General features: G+C 42.9%; 18 protein-coding genes. 9 read left to right on the top strand and 9 right to left on the bottom strand.

Annotated elements, in window-relative coordinates; translation table 11 throughout:
* Positions 1-155 precede the first annotated feature (155 nt).
* From H140_RS0104155 to mmsB, 5 genes are all read left to right on the top strand, one after another.
* Complete coding sequence (locus H140_RS0104155; RefSeq protein ID WP_019672399.1) at positions 156-1,643, top strand: CoA-acylating methylmalonate-semialdehyde dehydrogenase; 1,488 nt, start codon at positions 156-158, stop codon at positions 1,641-1,643.
* 197 nt (positions 1,644-1,840) lie between these two features.
* The gene (locus tag H140_RS0104150; protein ID WP_019672398.1) at positions 1,841-3,013 is read left to right on the top strand and encodes an acyl-CoA dehydrogenase family protein; all 1,173 of its coding nucleotides are present in this window, start codon (positions 1,841-1,843) and stop codon (positions 3,011-3,013) included.
* Between the two features lie 94 nt (positions 3,014-3,107).
* Positions 3,108-3,890, top strand: a complete 783-nt coding sequence (locus H140_RS0104145) for an enoyl-CoA hydratase (RefSeq protein WP_019672397.1) — start codon at positions 3,108-3,110, stop codon at positions 3,888-3,890.
* A gap of 132 nt (positions 3,891-4,022) precedes the next feature.
* Positions 4,023-5,249, top strand: a complete 1,227-nt coding sequence (locus tag H140_RS0104140; protein ID WP_019672396.1) for an enoyl-CoA hydratase/isomerase family protein — start codon at positions 4,023-4,025, stop codon at positions 5,247-5,249.
* A gap of 139 nt (positions 5,250-5,388) precedes the next feature.
* Positions 5,389-6,351 carry a 3-hydroxyisobutyrate dehydrogenase gene (gene mmsB, locus H140_RS0104130; protein ID WP_019672394.1) on the top strand — a complete coding sequence of 321 codons (963 nt, stop codon included), beginning with the start codon at positions 5,389-5,391 and terminating at the stop codon, positions 6,349-6,351.
* Between the two features lie 141 nt (positions 6,352-6,492).
* Here the strand turns inward: mmsB and H140_RS0104125 are convergent, their stop codons facing one another.
* The 3 genes from H140_RS0104125 to argS form a co-directional block, all read right to left on the bottom strand.
* Positions 6,493-7,251: an IclR family transcriptional regulator gene (locus H140_RS0104125; RefSeq protein WP_019672393.1), complete on the bottom strand. Its 759-nt coding sequence runs from the start codon at positions 7,249-7,251 to the stop codon at positions 6,493-6,495.
* 139 nt (positions 7,252-7,390) lie between these two features.
* Positions 7,391-8,179 (bottom strand): SPOR domain-containing protein, encoded by a 789-nt coding sequence (locus H140_RS0104120; protein ID WP_019672392.1) that lies wholly within the window; start codon positions 8,177-8,179, stop codon positions 7,391-7,393.
* 112 nt (positions 8,180-8,291) lie between these two features.
* The gene (gene argS / locus H140_RS0104115; protein WP_019672391.1) at positions 8,292-10,121 is read right to left on the bottom strand and encodes an arginine--tRNA ligase; all 1,830 of its coding nucleotides are present in this window, start codon (positions 10,119-10,121) and stop codon (positions 8,292-8,294) included.
* A gap of 332 nt (positions 10,122-10,453) precedes the next feature.
* On the opposite strand from argS, the gene H140_RS0104110 reads away from it, so the two are divergent.
* Complete coding sequence (locus H140_RS0104110) at positions 10,454-10,684, top strand: DUF2788 domain-containing protein (RefSeq protein WP_019672390.1); 231 nt, start codon at positions 10,454-10,456, stop codon at positions 10,682-10,684.
* A 101-nt stretch (positions 10,685-10,785) separates the two neighbouring features.
* Here H140_RS0104110 and cmoB read toward each other — a convergent pair whose 3' ends face one another.
* From cmoB to cmoA, 4 genes are all read right to left on the bottom strand, one after another.
* Positions 10,786-11,847: a tRNA 5-methoxyuridine(34)/uridine 5-oxyacetic acid(34) synthase CmoB gene (gene cmoB, locus H140_RS0104105; RefSeq protein ID WP_019672389.1), complete on the bottom strand. Its 1,062-nt coding sequence runs from the start codon at positions 11,845-11,847 to the stop codon at positions 10,786-10,788.
* 145 nt (positions 11,848-11,992) lie between these two features.
* Positions 11,993-13,564, bottom strand: a complete 1,572-nt coding sequence (locus tag H140_RS0104100; protein WP_019672388.1) for a WG repeat-containing protein — start codon at positions 13,562-13,564, stop codon at positions 11,993-11,995.
* Positions 13,565-13,638: 74 nt separating this feature from the next.
* Entirely contained in the window at positions 13,639-14,205 is a 567-nt protein-coding gene (locus H140_RS0104095; protein ID WP_019672387.1) for a bifunctional adenosylcobinamide kinase/adenosylcobinamide-phosphate guanylyltransferase, read from the bottom strand.
* A gap of 363 nt (positions 14,206-14,568) precedes the next feature.
* A complete protein-coding gene (cmoA, locus tag H140_RS0104090; RefSeq protein ID WP_019672386.1) occupies positions 14,569-15,360 on the bottom strand; it encodes a carboxy-S-adenosyl-L-methionine synthase CmoA in 792 nt (263 codons plus the stop codon).
* A 181-nt stretch (positions 15,361-15,541) separates the two neighbouring features.
* Here cmoA and msrA point away from each other — a divergent pair, with 181 nt between their 5' ends.
* The 3 genes from msrA to H140_RS0104075 all read left to right on the top strand — a co-directional run bounded on the left by msrA (position 15,542) and on the right by H140_RS0104075 (position 17,846).
* A complete protein-coding gene (gene msrA, locus H140_RS0104085; protein ID WP_019672385.1) occupies positions 15,542-16,063 on the top strand; it encodes a peptide-methionine (S)-S-oxide reductase MsrA in 522 nt (173 codons plus the stop codon).
* 78 nt (positions 16,064-16,141) lie between these two features.
* Positions 16,142-16,861, top strand: a complete 720-nt coding sequence (locus tag H140_RS0104080; RefSeq protein WP_227672875.1) for a class I SAM-dependent methyltransferase — start codon at positions 16,142-16,144, stop codon at positions 16,859-16,861.
* Entirely contained in the window at positions 16,845-17,846 is a 1,002-nt protein-coding gene (locus tag H140_RS0104075; protein WP_019672383.1) for a D-hexose-6-phosphate mutarotase, read from the top strand. The genes H140_RS0104080 and H140_RS0104075 overlap by 17 nt, the downstream gene beginning before the upstream one ends.
* Before the next feature lie 23 nt (positions 17,847-17,869).
* Here the strand turns inward: H140_RS0104075 and H140_RS0104070 are convergent, their stop codons facing one another.
* Together H140_RS0104070 and H140_RS0104065 are read right to left on the bottom strand one after the other, a co-directional pair.
* Entirely contained in the window at positions 17,870-18,151 is a 282-nt protein-coding gene (locus H140_RS0104070) for a hypothetical protein (protein WP_019672382.1), read from the bottom strand.
* A 38-nt stretch (positions 18,152-18,189) separates the two neighbouring features.
* Complete coding sequence (locus tag H140_RS0104065) at positions 18,190-21,051, bottom strand: restriction endonuclease (RefSeq protein WP_019672381.1); 2,862 nt, start codon at positions 21,049-21,051, stop codon at positions 18,190-18,192.
* Between the last annotated feature and the right edge of the window lie 207 nt (positions 21,052-21,258).

Below are 21,258 nucleotides of genomic sequence, written 5' to 3'. Positions count from 1 at the left end.
CTTATTTTTTAATTTACACTTGTAAAATGATATATTTTGTATCATTATTATCTAAATTAATCTAATATTCTGTTGTTGATTGACTAGTTAATGCCTTATTTAACTAATCAATTAGCAACTATAATCACAACAGTAAATAAAGATAAGGACATCTTATGCACCACGTCAAACAACTCATTAATGGTCAGTTCGTTGAGTCAAATACCTCAGAATGGATTGATATTACTGACCCAGCCACCCAAGAAGTCATCGCCAAAGTTCCGCAAACCACAGATGATGAAATCAATGCCGCTGTTGCTGCTGCCAAAGAAGCTTTCAAAACTTGGCGCAAGACCCCTATTAGCAAACGTGCCCGTATCTTTTTAACCTATCAGGCCTTAATCCGTGAGCATATGGATGAGCTGGCTGAGTTGCTCACTGCCGAGCAAGGCAAAACCATCGCTGATGCTCGTGGTGATGTTTTCCGTGGTCTGGAAGTGGTCGAACATGCCTCTGGCATTACCAATCTACAAATGGGGGATTTTGTTGAAAATGTCGGCTCTGGTGTGGACACTTACAGCATTTGGCAACCTCTTGGCGTCTGTGCTGGTATTACCCCTTTTAACTTCCCAGCCATGATTCCGCTATGGATGTTCCCCATGGCGATTGCCACCGGTAACACCTTTGTATTAAAACCGTCTGAGCAAGATCCAATGGTTACCATGCGCTTGGTCGAATTGGCCATTGAAGCTGGTGTGCCTGAAGGCGTATTGAATGTAGTGCATGGTGGCAAGCCAACGGTTGATGCCATCTGTGACCATCCTGATATTAAAGCGGTCTCTTTTGTAGGCTCAACCAAGGTCGGCAAACACGTCTATCAGCGTGCCAGTGAAGCTGGAAAACGAGTGCAATGTATGATGGGTGCTAAAAATCACGCTGTCATCCTCCCTGATGCTAATAAAGAACAAACTCTAAATCAGTTGGCTGGGGCTGCCTTTGGTGCAGCTGGTCAGCGTTGTATGGCGCTGTCAGTAGTCATCTTGGTTGGTAACGCACAAAACTGGATTGATGACATCAAAGCCAAAGCAGAAGGCTTGGTAGTCGCTGCTGGTAAAGAGGATAAGGATCTAGGACCACTAATTAGCCCACAAGCCAAAGCACGAGTGGAGCATCTGATCCAAACTGGTGTCGATGAAGGTGCTGACTTGTTATTGGATGGTCGGGGCATCGTGGTTGATGGTTATGAAAAGGGGAACTTCGTTGGCCCAACTATCTTTGATAATGTGACAACCGACATGCAGATTTATACTCAAGAAATCTTTGGTCCAGTGTTATGTATCATACGTGCTGACTCATTGGATGACGCCATTGAGATTATCAATGCCAATCCAAATGGTAACGGTACAGCCATCTTTACCCAATCAGGAGCAGCCGCACATAAATTCCAGCAAGACATTGACGTAGGTCAAGTGGGTATTAACCTACCTATTCCAGTACCACTGCCAATGTTCTCATTTTCAGGCTCACGTGCCAGTAAGCTGGGTGACTTAGGGCCTTATGGTAAGCAGGCGGTACAGTTTTATACCCAAACTAAGACGGTCACCGCGCGCTGGTTTGATGATGAAGCCAGTCAGGGTAAGGTAAATACCACTATTTCGATGTAATGATTAGTTGATCTAGTTATTCATCAATAGTACCCAAGCCTATTTTGCTTGTTATACTAGATTGCTATACTAAAGGGCTAGCTTAACTTTTTAGACTGACCTTTTAGCCTGGCTCTTTAGCTAAAAGAAAAGAGCTTAAAAAATTAGCGTAAACAAAACCGTCACACCTTATAAAAACTTGTTAAACAGGATGCATCATGGACTTTGCATTAACCGATGATCAATTGGCTTACCAAAAAATGGCACGCCAATTTGCCCAAAAGGAATTGAAACCTAACGCCGCTGAGTGGGATAGAAACAGCCACTTCCCTGTCGACGTCATCAAAAAAACAGGAGAATTAGGGTTTTTAGGCTTATATACCAATCCAGATTATGATGGTCTTGGCCTTCCTCGCCTTGACTCTGCAATCGTATTTGAAGAGCTAGCTTGGGGCGATACTGCTATTGCTGCCTATATCAGTATTCACAATATGGTGGCATGGATGATTGGCGAGTATGCCAAAGACGAGGTGCGCAGTGACATCGTTCCCAAGCTGGTCAGTGGTGAGCTACTTGCCAGCTACTGTTTAACCGAGCCTAATGCAGGCTCTGACGCAGGATCGCTCACCACCAAAGCAGTTAAAGAAGACGACGGTGATGAAGGCTATTATATTTTAAATGGAGAAAAAACCTTTATCTCAGGTGCTGGCTCAACTGATATATTAGTCGTTATGGCACGCACCGGCGACGCAGGCGCAAAAGGCGTATCTGCCTTCGTGGTCGATGCTCACAGTGACGGTATCAGTTATGGTAAAAACGAGCAAAAAATGGGCTGGAAAGCGCAGCCAACCCGTACCATTCATTTTAAAGACGTTAAAGTCCCTGCCAAAAACTTGCTCGGCAGTGAGGGCGAAGGCTTTAAGTTTGCAATGAAAGGCTTAGATGGTGGCCGTATTAATATCGGTATTTGTGCAGTCGGTACCGCACAAGCCGCCCTAGAAACTGCCCTGACTTATGTACAAGAGCGCAAACAGTTTGGAAGCGCCATTAGTAAGCTGCAATCGGTACAGTTTAAATTGGCAGATATGCTGACCCAAACTATCGCAGCTCGACAAATGATTTATCTTGCGGCCAATAAAGTGGATAACAAGGATGTCCATGCCACTACTTACTGTGCTATGGCAAAACGTATGGCAACTGAACTCAGTTTTGATGTTGCAAATCAAGCCTTACAGCTACATGGCGGCTATGGCTATCTAAACGAATACCCCCTTGAGCGACATGTGCGTGATTTACGCGTGCATCAGATATTGGAAGGAACAAATGAGATTATGCAAGTCATAGTGTCACGCAAAATGCTAAGTGAAGGCGCCTTAGACAGTTTGCGCTAGCAGACAAGCAGACAGCTTACGTTAACAGACAGTTTGCGTTAAAAAAAAGACAAAGACAAACCCATCAAGGATAAAACAAATACAAGGGAACCTTATGACAACTTATACCAATTTAGATCTCAACATTGACGGCCACATCGCCACCTTAACCCTAAACAACCCGCCAGCACATACTTGGACACTGCAAAGCTTACAAGCGTTAAAACATCTGGTCACCGACTTAAATAATAACGACTCAGTGTATGCCTTAGTAATTCATGGTGACGGTGAAAAATTCTTCTCCGCTGGTGCTGATTTAAACAGCTTTGCCGATGGCGACAAAGGCAATGCCATTTCGATGGCGGTTGCCTTTGGTGAGGCCTTTGAAGCTTTATCTAACTATCGAGGTGTCAGCATTGCCGCCATTAATGGCTATGCCATGGGTGGCGGCTTAGAAACTGCCTTGGCCTGTGATATTCGTATTGCCGAAGATCATGCTGTGATGGCGCTACCAGAAGCCAGTGTCGGCCTGTTACCTTGCGCTGGTGGTACCCAAAATCTACCTTGGCTGGTCGGTGAAGGCTGGGCAAAACGCATGGTCCTTTGTGGCGAACGGGTTGATGCAGCAACTGCATTGCGTATTGGCTTGGTCGAAGAAGTGGTTGCTAAAGGCGAAGGGTTACGCACAGCTCTAGCGCTTGCCAAAAAGGTTGCCAATCAATCACCAGTGGCTGTCACCTCCTCCAAACAACTCATTCAGGCAGCCAGACATCAGGCACCTGCCTACAATCTTATCAATGAGCGCGAAGCCTTTGTGAAGCTATTTGATAGCGCTGATCAAACCGAAGGGGTAAATGCGTTTTTAGAAAAACGTAAGCCAGTTTGGAGCAATAAATAAGCCCAATCATTCAACACAATCATTCAACAAAAACATAAGCCAAAAAAGACGTCTCAATAAAGACTGTTTACTAGCAACATAACTAGGTACTAGGTACTCGCAGCTTAACTATCAGGGAAAAGGGATTTTTAAATGCAACATTCAGACAATGCGCCAGTTTTATTTGTCTCCCATAGCACAAAGTCAGGGCATGTGATTGGTGAGATGACACTCAATGCACCCAAGTCACTCAACGCCTTGAGCGTAGATATGTGCCAGCTAATCAGTGAGCAGCTAACACAGTGGCAAAATGACGATAAAGTCGTGGCCATCTTACTACGTGGTTCAGGCGATAAGGCCTTTTGTGCTGGCGGCGATATTCGTAAGCTGTATGACAGTATGCTCGATAACCCACCACTGCCCAACCCTTATGCCACCGACTTCTTTGGTAGCGAGTATGCACTCTATCGGCAGATGCACTTTTATAGCAAACCGATTATCTTATGGGGCAACGGCATCATTATGGGCGGTGGCATGGGGCTGATGGCGGCTTGTAGTCATCGCATTGTCACTGACAGCACTAAGTTTGCCATGCCAGAGATTAGCATCGGTCTCTTCCCTGATGCCTCTGGTAGCTGGTTTTTGCAGCGGATGCCAGCCAAAATTGGCTTGTTTTTAGGGCTGACCGGCGCCCTATGTAATGCCAGTGATGCACTGTTTACCAGCCTTGCCGAATATGCCCTACCCAGTGACGGCTATCCGCAACTGGTTGATGCTCTTACGAAAACAGATTGGGGAAACAGCTCTAGCGAATATCCTGACGACTTAACCAGTGCCGCCAGTCATATCACCAGTCAATGCCTAGCGACCTTAGCACAAAATACAGCAGTTGAACTCAAGCCAAGCAAACTGGTGCAACATTGGCAAGCTATCCAAACCTTGATGGTCAGCGGCGGCCTAAGACAAATTGACGCCTTATTACAAGACGATCAAGCGCTTGCTAAATTAAATCCTCAGTTTGCAGAAGATGCTTGGGCACAGCGTGCATTAGCCACCTATCGTGCTGGCTGCCCAGTCACCGCCGCCTTAACTTATGAGCTGTATTATAAGGTCAAAGACTTGTCGTTAGAACAAATCTTATACCTGGAGGCTAATGTGGCAGTACACTGCGCTAATAACCCTGACTTTAAAGAAGGAGTACGTGCGTTATTAATTGATAAAGATAAAAATCCAACTTGGTCACGCAGCTTAGAAGACTGTTTAAGCACTGAAGGCCGATCCTATATTGCCAATCACTTTACTAGCCCCTATCCACAAGGCAAGCATATTTTTACCGACTGGCTAGGTACAGATGCTTTAGGCGCAATGAAGGTGGAGTAAATGGGTTGCCTGTCTATCAGTGATATTTATCAACTCTATACAGTCCCTATTTTTAAGTGTCCCTGTGTCACTATATTAAGGGGTGTCCACCTTTTTCTATTCGATCAAACCCAAATAAAACTCATCAAGGAATGATGTCATGCTTTCAAAAATTATTAATAAACACAGCACTAACTCTCCTTTAAACCTTACCTTCATCGGACTAGGCAATATGGGCGGACCTATGGCCATAAACCTAGTCAAGGCTGGCTTTAACGTCACCGTTTTTGACTTATCTGACACTGCCCAGCAACAACTGGCACAGGCTGGTGCACATACCACCACATCGCCAGTAGAGGCTGTCAAAGAGGCAGATGTCGTCATCACTATGCTACCAGCAGGCAAACATGTAAAAAGCGTATATTTAGGTGATGCCAATGCAACAGCACTTACAGAGGCTGGAATACTGTCACATATCGCAAGCACGACCTTAGTCATAGACAGTAGCACTATTGCCCCTGCAGATGCCAAACTGGTGGCTAATGTTGCTGCGGCTAAAGGTATTGATATTATTGATGCACCAGTCTCTGGAGGCACTGCAGGAGCTGAAGCGGGCACCTTAACTTTTATTGTGGGCGGTAAAGAAAATGCCTTCCAGCGCGCACTCCCTATCCTAAAAATTATGGGAAAAAATATTTTTCATGCTGGAGACAATGGTGCTGGGCAAGTCGCAAAAATCTGTAACAATATGCTCCTAGGCATCTTAATGACAGGGACAGCAGAGGCGATTAATTTAGGCGTGAAAAATGGCTTAGATGCGGCTGTTTTATCAGAGGTTATGCTGCAAAGTTCAGGGTGCAACTGGACGCTGGAAGTGTATAACCCTTATCCTGGGATTCAAGAAAAAGTGCCTGCCAGCCGTGGTTATAGCGGCGGCTTTATGACTCAGCACATGCATAAAGATTTGCATTTGGCATTACAAACTGCTGAGGACTCTGGCGCTAAGGTGCCGATGGGCACACAAGCCACTACCCTTTATGATGACCATAATGAGCAGTATAATGACAAAGACTTCTCAAGTATTATGGGTTATTTTGATGACAGTGTATTAAAAGACGTGTAACGTTAACAACTTGTTATTTGATAACTTAAACTACAATCTGCACTAATAATACGCCCATAAAAAACACCGCAAGCAGCACTTGCGATGTTTTTTTTATCATTATCACTGTCAGTATCTGTATTGCTTTAATGCTATTGAATACTAGCTTTGCAACTCATATACCAAATCTTGGATATCTAGTGCCGCCTTTTGCATACGTGGCACAAAGTCATGAAGCTCTTTTAAGGAAATGCGTACGGTTGGCGCATGTAGATATAGCGACGCTAAGTAACGGTGTTGTTTATCAAGTATTGGCACAGAGACTGCTACCATCTCTGAGATAAACTCCTCATTATCAATACCGATACCCGTTTTAGAGATACTATCAAGCTCAGTATTTAGCTCATCAATGTCGGTAATGGTGTTTTTGGTAAACTTATCTAAACTCAGGTTTTGTAGCATTCTCTGGCGTCTATTTGGTGGCAGTTGACTTAAATATAGCTTGCCAGTTGCGGTACACCACATGGGAGACTTTGAGCCTACTGGCAAATATATTTGCAAAGGCAAATCGGTAATAGCACGGTTGGTGTAAACCATATGCATATTATGTGGCACGCCTATGCCACAAGTTTCTTTTACATCACGTACTAAACGTTGCAAAATGATATGGCGCTCACTATAAAACTGACGCTGCTGCCACAACTCAACACCTAAGTTACGCACACGCTTACCAGCAATAATCCCTCCAGTGATATCCACCATCACAAAACCATCTTCTATCAATTGCTGTAATAGACGATGCACCGTAGGCTTGGGAATATCTAACTCTTGTGACAGCTCTAAAGGCGTAATCGGCTTTGCCGCATATGAGACTGCCTCAATGATACGCAGCACGCGGGTAATCGATGATACTTTGGGCATAGTCTGTACACCTAAATTATGGTTTACCTAAAGAATTAAGGTCGGCAAATACTATATGCTTTACCATCAAACACAGTGTTTTATTATCAAGAAAAGTGATTTGCTCTCAAAAAAAACATCTTGCTATCAAGCTTTTCTACTAGCGCCGCTGTTCTACTATTAATGAGTCAATCCCATTGTTTTGCAATCTTTGTTGTGCGACCGCAACGGCTTGCTTGCTGGTCATCGTAGAAGACACCACTTGATACAAGACTTGACCATTATTCTTAGTATTTTTGACAACCTTAGCATCCACTCCAGCTAGCAATACTTGAGCTCGGCGCTTATCCGCCTCTTCCGCATTACTATAACTGTTAATTTGTAAGATATAGCTTTGTTTTGGCTCTGCAACAACAGGCTGGTTAGTTTGTTGAGTACTGCTCACATCGTCATACGTGCCTTCTTCCTCAACAATAACAATATCGGGCTCAGAGGTCGATGGCTGCATCTGTATTGGTGTTCCTTCAGTAGTACCTTGGGTCTCACCTGCAACACCAAACTCTGTACCCTGAGTGTTATTGTCGGCCTGTTCATCATTACCACTCTGTTCTGGACGAGTTAATACCACATCTGGTCGCAAACGCACATTTTCATCTGGCAGACGAGTATCGCCCAAGATGGCTTCATCCGGCAAGCTAATCATCTCTTGATCTGGCAACAAATCATAAAATTCATAGCTGTCAGTTTGGGTCACTGGCTGTTGGTTGATGGGCTCAACCACTCGCTCTGTCATTGGTTCTTCTGAACCCAGATCAAATGGATTCCATAAATATAAGAACCCACCAATAATTATGGTCAATACAGCACCAACAAAGATCCACAACAAGCTTGAAGCGCTGTTACTGCTTTGTCGCTTTTGTACGCCACCTTTGGGTTTTTTTGCTAACATAGTTTCTCCATTTATGACTCAATCAAGTCGGATACTGCTTCAATTCACCACACATTAATGTACCATCAGCTAAGTTTGCTAACTTAACCTTTGCTAATCTAATTTCTGCTAACTACATGCTACTTGGTGCAGACAGTCCTAACAAGCTTAGTCCATTGGCCAGTACTTGACGCACCGCTTTTGATAGCCGCAAACGGGCTTGCATTAATGCCAACTCGTCTTCGCTTGGTGTCTCATCTGCAATAATGCTGACCGGTAAGATACGATTGTCGTTATACCAAGCATGGAATAACGATGCCAAATCTTTTAAGTAATTGGTTAAAACATGAGGATCGTGACCGGTCGCTGCTCGTTTTAAAGTTGACGGATATGCCGCCAACAGTTTGATCAGCTCACTTTCAACTTCGGCTGTCAGTAAAGTTTGATGGTCTTTGCCTTGTGCATCATCTACCTCAAAGCCCTTACTAGCAATCTTTTCTAATACGCTACATACCCGAGCATGCGCATACTGAATGTAATACACCGCATTGTCTTTGCTTTGAGACTTTGCTAGCTCAAGATCAAAGTCCATATGCACTTCTGGCTTACGTGCGACATAATAATAGCGAGCCGCATCATTGCCTACTTCTTCACGCAGCTCACGCAAGGTGACAAATTTACCTGAGCGTGATGACATTTGGATTTTTTCTTCACCACGCCATAGCGCCACAAACTGTACCAAAATAACTTCTAGGCGCTTTTCATCAATACCCAACGCCGTTAACGCCGCACGCACACGGGCAATATAACCATGATGGTCAGCGCCCCAGACATTAATAACCGTATCAAAACCACGGTCAAACTTGTTCTTATGATAGGCAATATCCGAGGCAAAATAAGTGGTCAGACCATTGGCACGGCGTACCACACGGTCTTTTTCATCGCCAAACTCGGTCGATTTAAACCAAGTATTGCCATCTTTTTCGTACAGATAGCCTTTGCTGTCTAGCTCGGCCAATACCGGCTCAATCTGATCCGATAATGACTTTTCACTAAACCACTGCTCATAATGAACGCCAAACTCAGCTAAGTCCTCTTTGATGTCATCCAAGATGCTGTTTAAGGCGGCATTGGCAAAGACCTCATAGCCCTCACCTAGCAGACGCCTTGCATTGGCGATGATGCCATCAACGTGTGCATTTTTATCGCCAGATACCACTTCTTTTTCACCAGCATCGTTAACTTTAGAGACCTCATCTTCTGGGATATTAGCGCTGACTTCACGATATGGATGCACATAGACACTGCCATGCTCAACTTGCACGCCCTCTGCTATTTGAATCACATAACCACCTTGATAACCGCCCACTGGGAAATGGATTTGCTCACCGTTTAACTCAAGATAGCGCAAATAAGTACTGACTGCCAAAATATCCATCTGACGACCAGCATCATTGACATAGTATTCACGGGTGACATCGTAGCCAACCGCTTCAAGTAGATTGGCGACACTCATACCAAAGGCAGCGCCTCGACCATGACCGACATGCAGACTTGAGGTTGGGTTGGCAGAAACAAACTCAACCTGTACCTTTTTGCCAGCAAACTCATCGTTTAAACCAAAACGTGCTTGGTGTTCAAAAATAGTATCTAATACCGCAAACTTAGCATCACTGTTCAAAAAGATATTAATAAATCCAGGGCCTGCCACCTCCATCTTCGCAATGCTATCATTGTCTGGTAGAGCAGCTATCAGATGTTCAGCCAGCGCACGTGGATTGCTCTTGGCAGCTTTGGCGGCGGTTAACGCAATATTACTGGCGTAATCTCCATGCTCAGGATTTTTACTTCGGGTAATCTGGCTGTTATTTTGCCAATCTTCAGGCAATACTTGTTGCTCAATTAAGGCAGCAGCAGCGCTGTCTAATAAGGCTTGGATTTCATCAATTTGAGCTTGCGACATAATTTATTAAACTCTTTTATTAAATGTGTAAGGGAGCTTTTAACCAACCCTTCAATATATCAAGGTTAGCGCTTTTTTTCCATAAAATTTACATTTAATTCTTAGGCCTAACCCCTAGGTTTTAGAGATTAAAACGTAAGATATACGACAAGGTTGACCAATATTTGTTATCCTATCTATTTAAGCCATACGCTATCTATTTAATTAAGCCATACGCTATTTCAAGCCAGTCTAAATCTGGCATCGTAGCGACTGGTACTAACCGACAGCGCCTATTGCAAAATAGGTGTTAGAGCGATATTTTTTTCACAACCATTATTAGGATTGCTTTCATGATTGCGACTGTCTTTGCCATCTCTGCCGAAACTGTGACAAACTGGGGCTTATATATCTTGCTCCCTGTTTTTATTGCATTTTTATTCTTTATTATGTGGGATATTTCAAAGAAGTCAGATGCTGGGCGTGCTGGTACGTTTTGGATCTTTGTGGCATTGGGTGCAGGCTTTGTCGGCTTTTTATTAAAATTGGTATTGGAAGTTATCTTTGAGAAGTGGGTATTATAGCAAATTTGCTGGCATTTATTGTGTGGTACCCACTTGCTAGATACAGCACCAGAACTGCCAGCAAAAACAACCTTTAATCCATAACGTATTCACAGCCTGCATTATTTGGTCGCAATCAATGTTGCCCGCATTGGTGCTGGATAGCCTTCGATAGTTTTGCTAAAGTCATTCGGATCTAAGAAATCAGCCAGTGATTGATAAGTCATCCAATCGGTGGCACGTTGCTCCTCCGTCGAGGTGATATCAATATCCACACATTGCACCTCACTAAAACCTACCTTTTCTAGCCAGCCGGTTAGCGCCGCCACAGACGGAATAAAATACACATTATTCATCTTAGCGTATCTGTCATGCGGCACCAATACTGTATTCTTATCACCCTCAATAACCAAAGTTTCTAATACCAACTGTCCGCCTTTTATCAGCTGATTTTTAAGCTGATGCAAATGCTCAAAAGGTGATTGGCGGTGATACAACACCCCCATACAAAACACCGTATCAAACAATTGATTGCCTTGATCGGTACTGGCTGGTAAAGCCTCTAATCCTACTGGGATATAATGGGTGCGGTAGCCCATGCCTGTTTTATCCTCAGCCATATCGGCATCAAACCCACCCACAAAATGCCTAATCGCCATAAACTGATGATAAAACAAGCAAGACGGATCAGCAATAATCACCTGCTTTGCGCCCGCCCCTGCCATACGCCAGCCATGATAGCCCGAGCCACCGCCAACATCGAGTACATAACGTCCCTCTAGTGAGCCAATATGTGGTGCTACTCGATTCCATTTCCAGTCACTGTGCCATTCAGTGTCAATAAACACTTTATTATCACCAGTGCCAATCTGAAACGGACCTTTACGCCACGGCATCAGCTGCTTCATTAAAGCGGTGATTTGCTTGTTTTGCGCCTCGGTTAATTGGGCGTCTATGGTCAAGACATCAGTGTTTAAGTCAACATTGTTGATATCCAATTGTGGCAACTTTTCAACCGCTGCCAAAAATGCCGGCGCATGCGCATACTTACGCTTGTCTTTGATATCACTTAACCACTGTGGCAATTTAGCCAGCCACTGGGTGGCAATGGGACGATATTGAGCACGCTGAATCAATGCCAGATACAGCTCGCGTTCGGCAGTTTCAATGGTTTTATTTATCATAGAGATTTCATTGTGTTTTTATGTTTAATTTGGCGTTATGTTTTTATATTTGGTAGTGAGCTTGGTAATGAAGGTCGCTATTATAAAGGGTAATGCGCTGAGGGTGAAATCAGAACGTATGGTTAATGTCAGTTGCTGAAAATACTCACTGGTTTAAAGACTCAGCATCATCTGCCTCAACTGGATTACCATCCATATCAAATAAATAATCCACACCGTTTTTGGTTGCTTTAATTTGAAAGAATGTTTCAACAATCGCATCATCATACTCAAAAGGCACAATGATATTATTACCTTTGTCAATGACGCCCCAACGACCTGCTTTGCGCACGACTGTCATGTTGTCACCGAACCGATACTTCCTATCAACCCTCGTACGCCAATCGTCGATATCAATATTGGCATCGTCATAGTCAAAAGGGATAACGGTTTGACCGTCTTTATCAATAAAGCCAAATTTATTGTTTTTCTTCACCGCTGCTAAATCATCGTAAAATTCAACTGCTTTGTCATATTCAAAAGGGATGACTGTCTCAAAGTCACGATTAATAAAGCCCCACTTACCGTCTTTTTTTACGGCAAAAAACTCGTCCGTCAGTGAAACAGTGACAATCTCGTCAAACTTTTTTGTCGTCGCTAAATTGCCATCGCTATCGACAAAATCAAAGCCATCAGACTTCTGAATATAAAATAAGTTAGGATTAATCCGTTTAATCCATTGATACTCAAAGGGTACGATGGCATGGTTATCTTGATCAATGATGCCATAAGTATCCCATTGCTCCGCCTCATCCCAGCCAGGCGCTAAGCTCAGATTGTTATCATCATAAACTACAATAGCACGCCCCTGCTCAAAGCCCTCGGCTTCACTATAAGTAAAGGGAATCGCTAACTGCCCTGACTCATCAATATAGCCATATCGACCCTCCTGCTTGACCCAAGCCATCGACTCCGAAAAGTTACCGACATCATCTGCCCAATACGGCAATAACAACTCACCTTTGGTATTTATAAAATTGCATTTGTTATCTTTACACAGGCTCGCCCATTTGTTACCGTTAAAGTGAATCGGTGCATCATAAATCAGAGGTGCAACAATTTGGTCGGAATAAGTAACCAATCCATATTTGACATCATCCATACTATCGCCGACTTTGATAGCCACATCGAGAAGCTGATTATTATCATCACTAGCGCTATAGATAAAAAGGTATTTGGGTTCAATGATAATTTGACCTTGGCTATTAATCAGTCCGGTCTTAATATCATCACCGCTTTTCCCAACCTGAATAATAGCGTGATTATCAAAAGTGTGCTCCTTGCTTTGTAAGGAATCTACAAAATCATAGATGACAGGCAGCACTATCTCACCGTTACGGCTAATAAGACCTGCTTTCAAACCCTTATCAAAAGCGATAAACAAGTCATCTGAAAAAAACTTAAAAAAACGATACTCTGGTGCAATAACCTCCTCTCCATCGGCATTTACCATACCAAAGCGAGTATTATCGGTATTGTCTCCCACTCTAACAACAGCAATATCATCATACAAACAGCCTATCTCCGTGTATCTGTTAACTGTGATATTAGGCAAATCGCAATCCTCTTCGACCTCAAAGTCCTCATCATAATCAGGATCATTGCCAGCAAGCGCTGAAACAGAGAAAACGGATGCCAGCATCAATGCGAGAGTGGCTTTTTTTAAGGTGAAACTCATGTTGTCGTCCTTTACTAACTGTGGTCTGCTATGATTAAAAAAATTAAGCATGTTATCTATTAAATGATTCAATTTTACTTTAAAGTGAGGGGTAGCCCTGACACCACCAAGGTCGCTTTATCCGCTACTTGTGCCAAATACTGATTGACCCAGCCTTGTAACGACACAAATTGTCGACCTTCAGCGGTGCTGGCATGTAAGCACAGACCAATTTCGTTGGAGATAATAAACAGTGTGGCCTTGTTCTGATTGGCAAAATTCACTAGAGAATCAATGTCTTGTCTGGCTAAAGTCAAACACTGGTCAACATCATAGTCATAATCCATCACGTAATTGGTCAACCACAAGGTAACGCAATCGATGACGATAGTTAGCAGTTGGTTATACTGCTTTAAATCAGACTTGTGCTGATTAAAATAGCGCTGTAAGGCTTCTGCTAAATTCAAATCCGCCTCAATAGTCGTCCACTGACGGCTTGACTCTACCCTATCCTTAACATGGCGCTGAACACGCTTAGCAAAATTATCATCAAGCACCCGAGAGGTCGCCAGATAATAAGGCGTGTCGCTCATCTCTTCGGCTAAGCGCTCGGCATAACGACTTTTACCTGAGCGCTCACCGCCGGTTATGTAGTGAATCATGGGTGTACCTATTGGTTGATTTATTCAATGTGCAAAATGATAGCTTGCGTTAGAGTGTTTGTACTATACGCTGAATCAGGCGGTGGCAGTCAGCTTGAAGGATAGCAAATGTTTGCTGTTGTGTGTTGAAAAGCTTGGGGTGGTTTTTGGGCTGAGCGTCGCCGTAAAAAGCGGTTTAGCCGTGACAGTAGCGGATATACTTGGTGTGGTAAGGCGTTAGGGGTGCTTAGACGGTGGCGGTATCGTGGCGCAGGAACGCCACTGTCTATTAGCACCCCTCGCCTTACTCACCAAGATAGTAGCGAATGGCGCGATTGGCTACTTATCGTTTTGTTAGGGTCTATTCAGAGCGCTCAGGTACGCCTACTTAAAAGCAATCATAGACGCGAAGTTTAAAAACTGAAACCAGGTCAAACTGCGGCAAAAGCCCACTTCTGATAAACGCTTATGATGGGTATCTAAGGTATCGGTAATCAACACGTTTTCTAACGCATTACGTTTGCCGCTAATTTCAAGCTCACTGTAACCGTTTGCCCGTTTAAAGTCATAATAACGCTCGACCAGCCACGCATCATCTTGCTCATCGCCAGTATGGGTTTTTTCGGTCAATACTAAGATGCCACCGTCATTTAAGGCGTTATAAATGGTTTGCAATACTTGGGTGCGGTCTTCTGGCGGTAAAAATTGTAAGGTTAAATTTAAAATTACCATGTCGCATGGCTCAAGCTGAAAGCCCCGAATGTCGGCAGTGATGACTTCGATATCATGGTCTGGATAGTTTTCGGCCAATACACGGGTTGCTTTTTCGGTCATCGCTGGTGAAATATCCACCGCTTTGATTTGCAGCTGATCCGCAGTAAATCCGCCCGCCTCATTTAACAACGCCATGGTGGCACCGCCTAGCGAGCAGCCCAAGTCATAGACACGGCTGATGCGCTTGCCAGCCTCATTGGTCTGACCAAACTGGCAATGACGCTTGGCAAATATCGGTAGCATCGCCAGCATCTGCCCATAGCCTGGTACACTGCGGCGAATCATATCTGGGAAGCAGGCGACCACTTGCTCGTCAAATGAAAAGCGGGCGGCTTTGTCGAGGGGGGTGGTGAATACTTTGTCATACACGACCGCATCTGGGGTATTTGGGGTTGTTGACATAGGGACTCTCTTGGCTGTATTGGTGAGGTCGGTTTGCTAATCATGCGCTAATATTTTGCTAAAAATAAATAGCAATAGTGCATTATAACATTACCCTTTGTTACTCACCTATTGGCAATCGCCTGCTAAAATTTATATCCTCAACATACAATCAAAACGACAAACAACAAGGATAATTCTTATGCAAACATTAGTATTAGGTGGCGGTTGTTTTTGGTGTACTGAATCTGTGTTTCAGTCGGTAAAAGGCGTACAAAAGGTAACCTCTGGCTATATGGGCGGTGACGAAGCTTCTGCCAACTATAAAGATGTGTGTACCGGGGAAACAGGTCATATCGAAGTGGTACAGGTAGATTTTGATGAGTCGATTGTGCCATTAGAGGTTATATTGGATATCTTTTTTGCCACCCATGACCCCACCACACGTGACCGCCAAGGTAATGATGTGGGTAGCCAGTATCGCTCGGTGGTATTTTATACCGATGAAGAAAAACAAAAACCCACCATCGACCGTGTGATTAATAAACTACGCAATATGGGGGTGGATATCGTCACCGAGGTGCATCCTGTGCATGAGTTTTATGAAGCAGAGGAATACCACCAAGACTATTTTAATAAAAACCCAACCCAAGGCTATTGTGCGGCTGTTATTCCACCAAAACTGGCTAAACTACGCAAAGAGTTTAAACAGTATTTGGGTTAGCGGTTTAACCAGTACGCCAAATTCTGCTATAGTCTCAAACCTTACTCTAGCAAACAATAAAACAAAATATGGATGTTAATGATGCAAGCTGAATTTTGGCAACACGCTTGGAAAAATGGTAACACAGGATTTACCCAATCAAAGCCCAACTATATGTTAGTCAATTATTTTGAGGTATTAAACACGCCTAAGCAAGGGCGGGTTTTTGTGCCTTTATGTGGTAAAAGCCCTGATATAATTTGGTTTGCCGAGCAAGGGTATGAAGTGGTTGGTATTGATCTGGTAGAACGAGCTGTTGTAGATTTTTTTGCTGAACGTGGCATTGAAGCCACAATAACACCACACCCAACCACGCCAAATTTAACCTGCTATCAAGCCGAACATAATGGATGCGATATCCAGCTTTGGGTGGGTGATATTTTTGATTTAACCCCTGCCGATATTGGTAAGGTTGATAGCATTTATGACCGTGGTGCTTTGGTTGCCCTACCTGACTTTGAACCTGACTGTTTGCGCACACGCTACACCCAGCAGTTAATTCACCTAAGTGGTGGGGCGAACCAGCTACTATTAACCTTTGCCTATGATGATGAGTATCTAGAAGATGAACTGCAAAGAGTACGGCCACCATTTATCATTACCGAGGCGATGCTAGATGACTATTATGCTAAGCATTATGATATCAACATGATAGTACGCCAAAAAAATGACGTGGTATCAACTGCTGGCAACTCAGGATATCGTCTTGCTTATACTTTGATAGCTAAATCGAGCCAGCATCATGCCAGTTACTCTTAACCATAATAAAATAGGCGAACTAGATACCCTAACCATATCGGGTGAAGGATACCGTGCCGTTGTGTTATTGCAAGGGGCACAGCTTATCCATTTTATGACGGATAACGGTGCTGATGCCAAACAAAAAGCACATTCTGATTTTTCGGATAATTGGCTTTGGGTAAGCGAACAAGCAGAGTATAAAAAAGGGGTATCGGTGCGTGGTGGCGTGCCTATTTGCTGGCCTGTATTTGGCATGTTTGAGGCTAATCCTCCAGCAGTGAAAACATGCTTTGCTGATTGTCCGTTTGACATCACCCAACATGGCTATGCCGACATTCAGCCGTTTGTCATGGACAGTTTTGACAAAAGCCTTGATAATAATGACTTTAATAGCAAAAATAATGGCAATATGGATAACGATAATATCCATTTTCCATTAAATGGAGCGTCACAACTTGTTTTAAAATTAATGCATGATAAAACACCATCTGTTGAGCTTGACTTGAAGGTCAAATTTAACTTTAGTCAGCAAGGCTTTGCCATTAACCTAATTACCCAAAACAATGCGCAACACACCGTACATTTTTCGCAAGCCCTACACACCTACTTACCCACTGCTGACATCATCAACACCCATATTGCTGGCTTTGACAGCATATCTTACAGCGATGCACTAACCAAAGCTTGGAACACATCCACCCAAACAGTTACCCAACATGGTGATATTAGCTTTGCTGGTGAAGTCGATAGGATTTATCATGCTGCACCTGACATCATCCTAAACACGCCAGCCCATATTTATCAACTTACCGCAATGGGTAGCAATAGCACAGTAGTTTGGAATCCGTGGGTCGACACCGCTAAACAAGTATCCCAATTTGCTAATGACGCCTACCAACGCATGTTATGTATCGAAACTGCCAATGCGCATTTGGATTATGTAACGTTGGGCGCTGGTGAGGCTTGGGAGATGGGGGTTTGGGTTAGGCGGAAAGCTGTGTAATTAGTGAATGCAATAAGTACAAATTAGAGGGCATTCATTTCGTCAACGTGCGTTACAACTCGAAGCAATTCTTCACTTCTCGATTCAAATCTATTTAAATCATATAAAAAATACAAGTAACCATAATTTGGTACGTTTTCATAGCCTAAAATAGGTTCTACATCTGCATAGACACTTAAGCATTCTTTTAAGCGTTCAATATAAGCAATAGCAGGTGTTTTAGTACCACCTATTACTACCACACCATGTTCGATGAATGCGTTTACTGCATCGTAAACATTATGTCTTGAGTCAAAAATTCTCATATTACGCTCTATGTTAGTGATTTAATCCAGTTTTATATCTACAACTGAGCCACCGTCTTCACAACCTTATACTGCACCTCATTATCCAGCGCTTTGAAATGGGCTTGCCCGCAATGAATACGCTGTTGCTGTGCTAACGGTAATGTACTGATATCAACGTTATGTCCACCTGCACTCATGCCACCTGTGTTTTTGGTTTCAGCGACAAAATACAATTGACTGACCCCTGCCTCATCTTCTTTCACCACTGCCCAATCAGGATTATAAGTACCGACTGGTGTATCAATTTTAAACCAATTAGGCAGTTTAAAATAAAAACGTACTGTTGGCATACTTTCGCAATCTTGCGCAAACTGATGCTCAGTATTCGAGTCCAACGGTATCAGGTTTTCTATAATCGTTTTATTGGGGGCTTCTACCTCAAAGTGATAGTCACTCGCATAAACAGCAGTGGTTTGCTTGACTAAGTTAGCCAGTAATGTTTGCGAATAGGTTTGACCACTTTTACGGTATTCCACCCCATCAACCATCAAAGTCGCTTGTTGCTGTTTGATAATTTGTACTGCTCTATCCAAAAATAGTTGTGGATTAACAAACAAGTCTGCCATTCGCCCACTTTTGGCTAAAATTTTAACCAACGTCTGACGAGTCAGTTTAGTATGGCGGGCTAAATACGTTAGCACATTTGGCAATGCCCACAGTGTTCGGCTTTGATGACTATTGTCAGTGTCATCTGCATCAATCTGATAGTGTTCCGCTTGACTATTCACCGAAACCATACGACTGTCAATACCCTCATCGCTCATTATTAGCCGTTTTTTTACCGCGCTCACATGTGGCGCTTGAATGGCTTCCATATCTTGTAACTGATTGGCAACAGCATCAATTAAGGCATCGCTGTCAAAACGAACTTGATAGTGGGTCTTTTGTTTAATTTTATCCCAGATGGCTTTAAAGTCATCATCTAACATAAAGTCTTTTCGATATTTGACCTCACGTTTTTGCGCCATATTTTTGGTGCCATTAAATTCAATACCATAGTCTTCTGCTATTTCATTCTGTAAATTTTTGGCAAAATCTTCATAGCTTTCATTAGCAATAACGGTTAATACATTGACCTGTTTGTCATAAATACGATTACCATCTGCACCAACACACAAGCGCAAACCACGTCCAATTTCTTGACGTTTTTTCATACCAGATTTAGTTTCATTTAAAGTGCATATTTGGAATACATTTGGGTTATCCCAACCTTCACGTAGCGCTGAATGACTGAAGATAAATTGTAAAGGGTTAGAGAGATCAAGTAGCTTTTCCTTGTCTTTCATAATCAAGCTATACGTATCATCATCAGCTTGAGTAGCACCAGATGTGTCTTTCGCACGCCCTTTACTGTCCACAGAAAAATAGCCATTATGAATATCACTGATACTGCCTTGATACAAACCTGCCAGCTGTTGCTTTAACTCTTTATACTTAGGTTTATCTAATACTTGTCTATACAGTGCTTCAAACCATAGCGCAAACTTGCCTGAGCGCTCATAACCCTGTGCGGTATTGACTAGGTAATTATCGACTCGATCAATAAACAGCAAAGACAACACTTTAATACCTTTATTTAGTAATTGTCTTTGCTTATCTAAATGCGCCTCAATGGTGCGCTCAATTTGATAACGCATGACACTGTCATTCATACCGCCCAATTGTTGCCCCGCCCGTACAATGCTTCCATTGGCAAACTCAATATATCCCTCAGATGCATTGATACCTGTGACCACATAGCCATTGCTATAAATCTCACGCTCTGTTTTTTTATACAGGTCATCATTATCACTGACGCTCATTGTTTTCTTTTTTACCACGCCTTTTACATTGGCATAGACATTGATTTTTGCAGTGATTTTGGTCTTCTTAGGGGTAATTTCTAATAGCTCGATATAGGCTTCGTTAAACTTATCATTCGCCATAATCGAATCGACTTCAATTTGCTTCACCAGACCAGCTTCATACGCTTTGACCGGATTTAAACTGTAAAGCAAATGACGACTATATTTGTGAGTGGCTGAATAACGCAACGTAATAAGAGGATTAAGACTGGCGATGGCATTTAGTCGTTTATCCGTCTCCATATTCTGTGGCTCATCGACAATGACTATCGGCTGACAGGCTTGGATATATTCAATAGGCGCAATACCACGCTCACGCACTTGATTGATGATATTTTCATCTTTGGCAAAAGCATCAATATTGATAACCAAAATCTGAAGCAGGTTACTGGTAGCAAAGTCGCGTAAAATGCTTAAGTTCTTACTGTCATAGACTCTAGCATTCACAGGTGTGTTATCGTAAAGACTGGTGAAGTGGGTTTTGGTCATCTCAATGGACTTAAGCACCCCTTCACGGATAGCCACTGATGGTACGACAATGACAAATTTACGCATACCGTATTTTTGATACAGCTCAAAGATACTACGCAAATAGACGTAGGTTTTCCCTGTGCCTGTCTCCATCTCTATCGAGGCATTGATACCGTATTTTAGCAAGCCATATTGAATAGGTTGCTTACTTTTTACTGATTTTGACTCTACTTCTTCATCAAAGAGTAGATTTGAGGGCTCTATACCATTGGCTTTTTGGATAGATTGAATGTTATCTAGTAACTGCTCATCGCTAATGATACGCTGATTGGCGATAGTTTGGCTGTCAATAGATTTTCTGGCAGAGTTTTGATTATCTTGGCTACTGTCTATATTTGTTATAAGGTCAGTATTGGGTTGAGTGAGAATAAAGCTGTCGTTTAAACCATTTACTTGGGTGGGTTGTCCATTAAATAAATCTACCACCGCATTGATGGCGTGGGTTTGATGCTCTAGGTTGGGCTCGAAGTTTAGGGTTATCATAGTTGGGGTCTATTGTTATAGTTATATAAGTATTTATTGATTTGAACAACTACCGAGTAATCCCCAGTAGTTCGATTTACCTTGTATTTGAACTACTAAGGATTTCTTAGTAGCGGTGTTTGTCAACATAGTTGTCGCATACAATGCTTACAACATTTAGTTGTAAACGATGATAGACACCGTTTCTTAAAGAAGTAATATCTAAAA

This window comes from Psychrobacter lutiphocae DSM 21542 (assembly GCF_000382145.1).
GTDB lineage: Bacteria > Pseudomonadota > Gammaproteobacteria > Pseudomonadales > Moraxellaceae > Psychrobacter > Psychrobacter lutiphocae.
The sequence above is the reverse complement of the archived record's forward strand: the minus strand, read 5'-3'. Positions and strand labels throughout refer to the sequence as shown.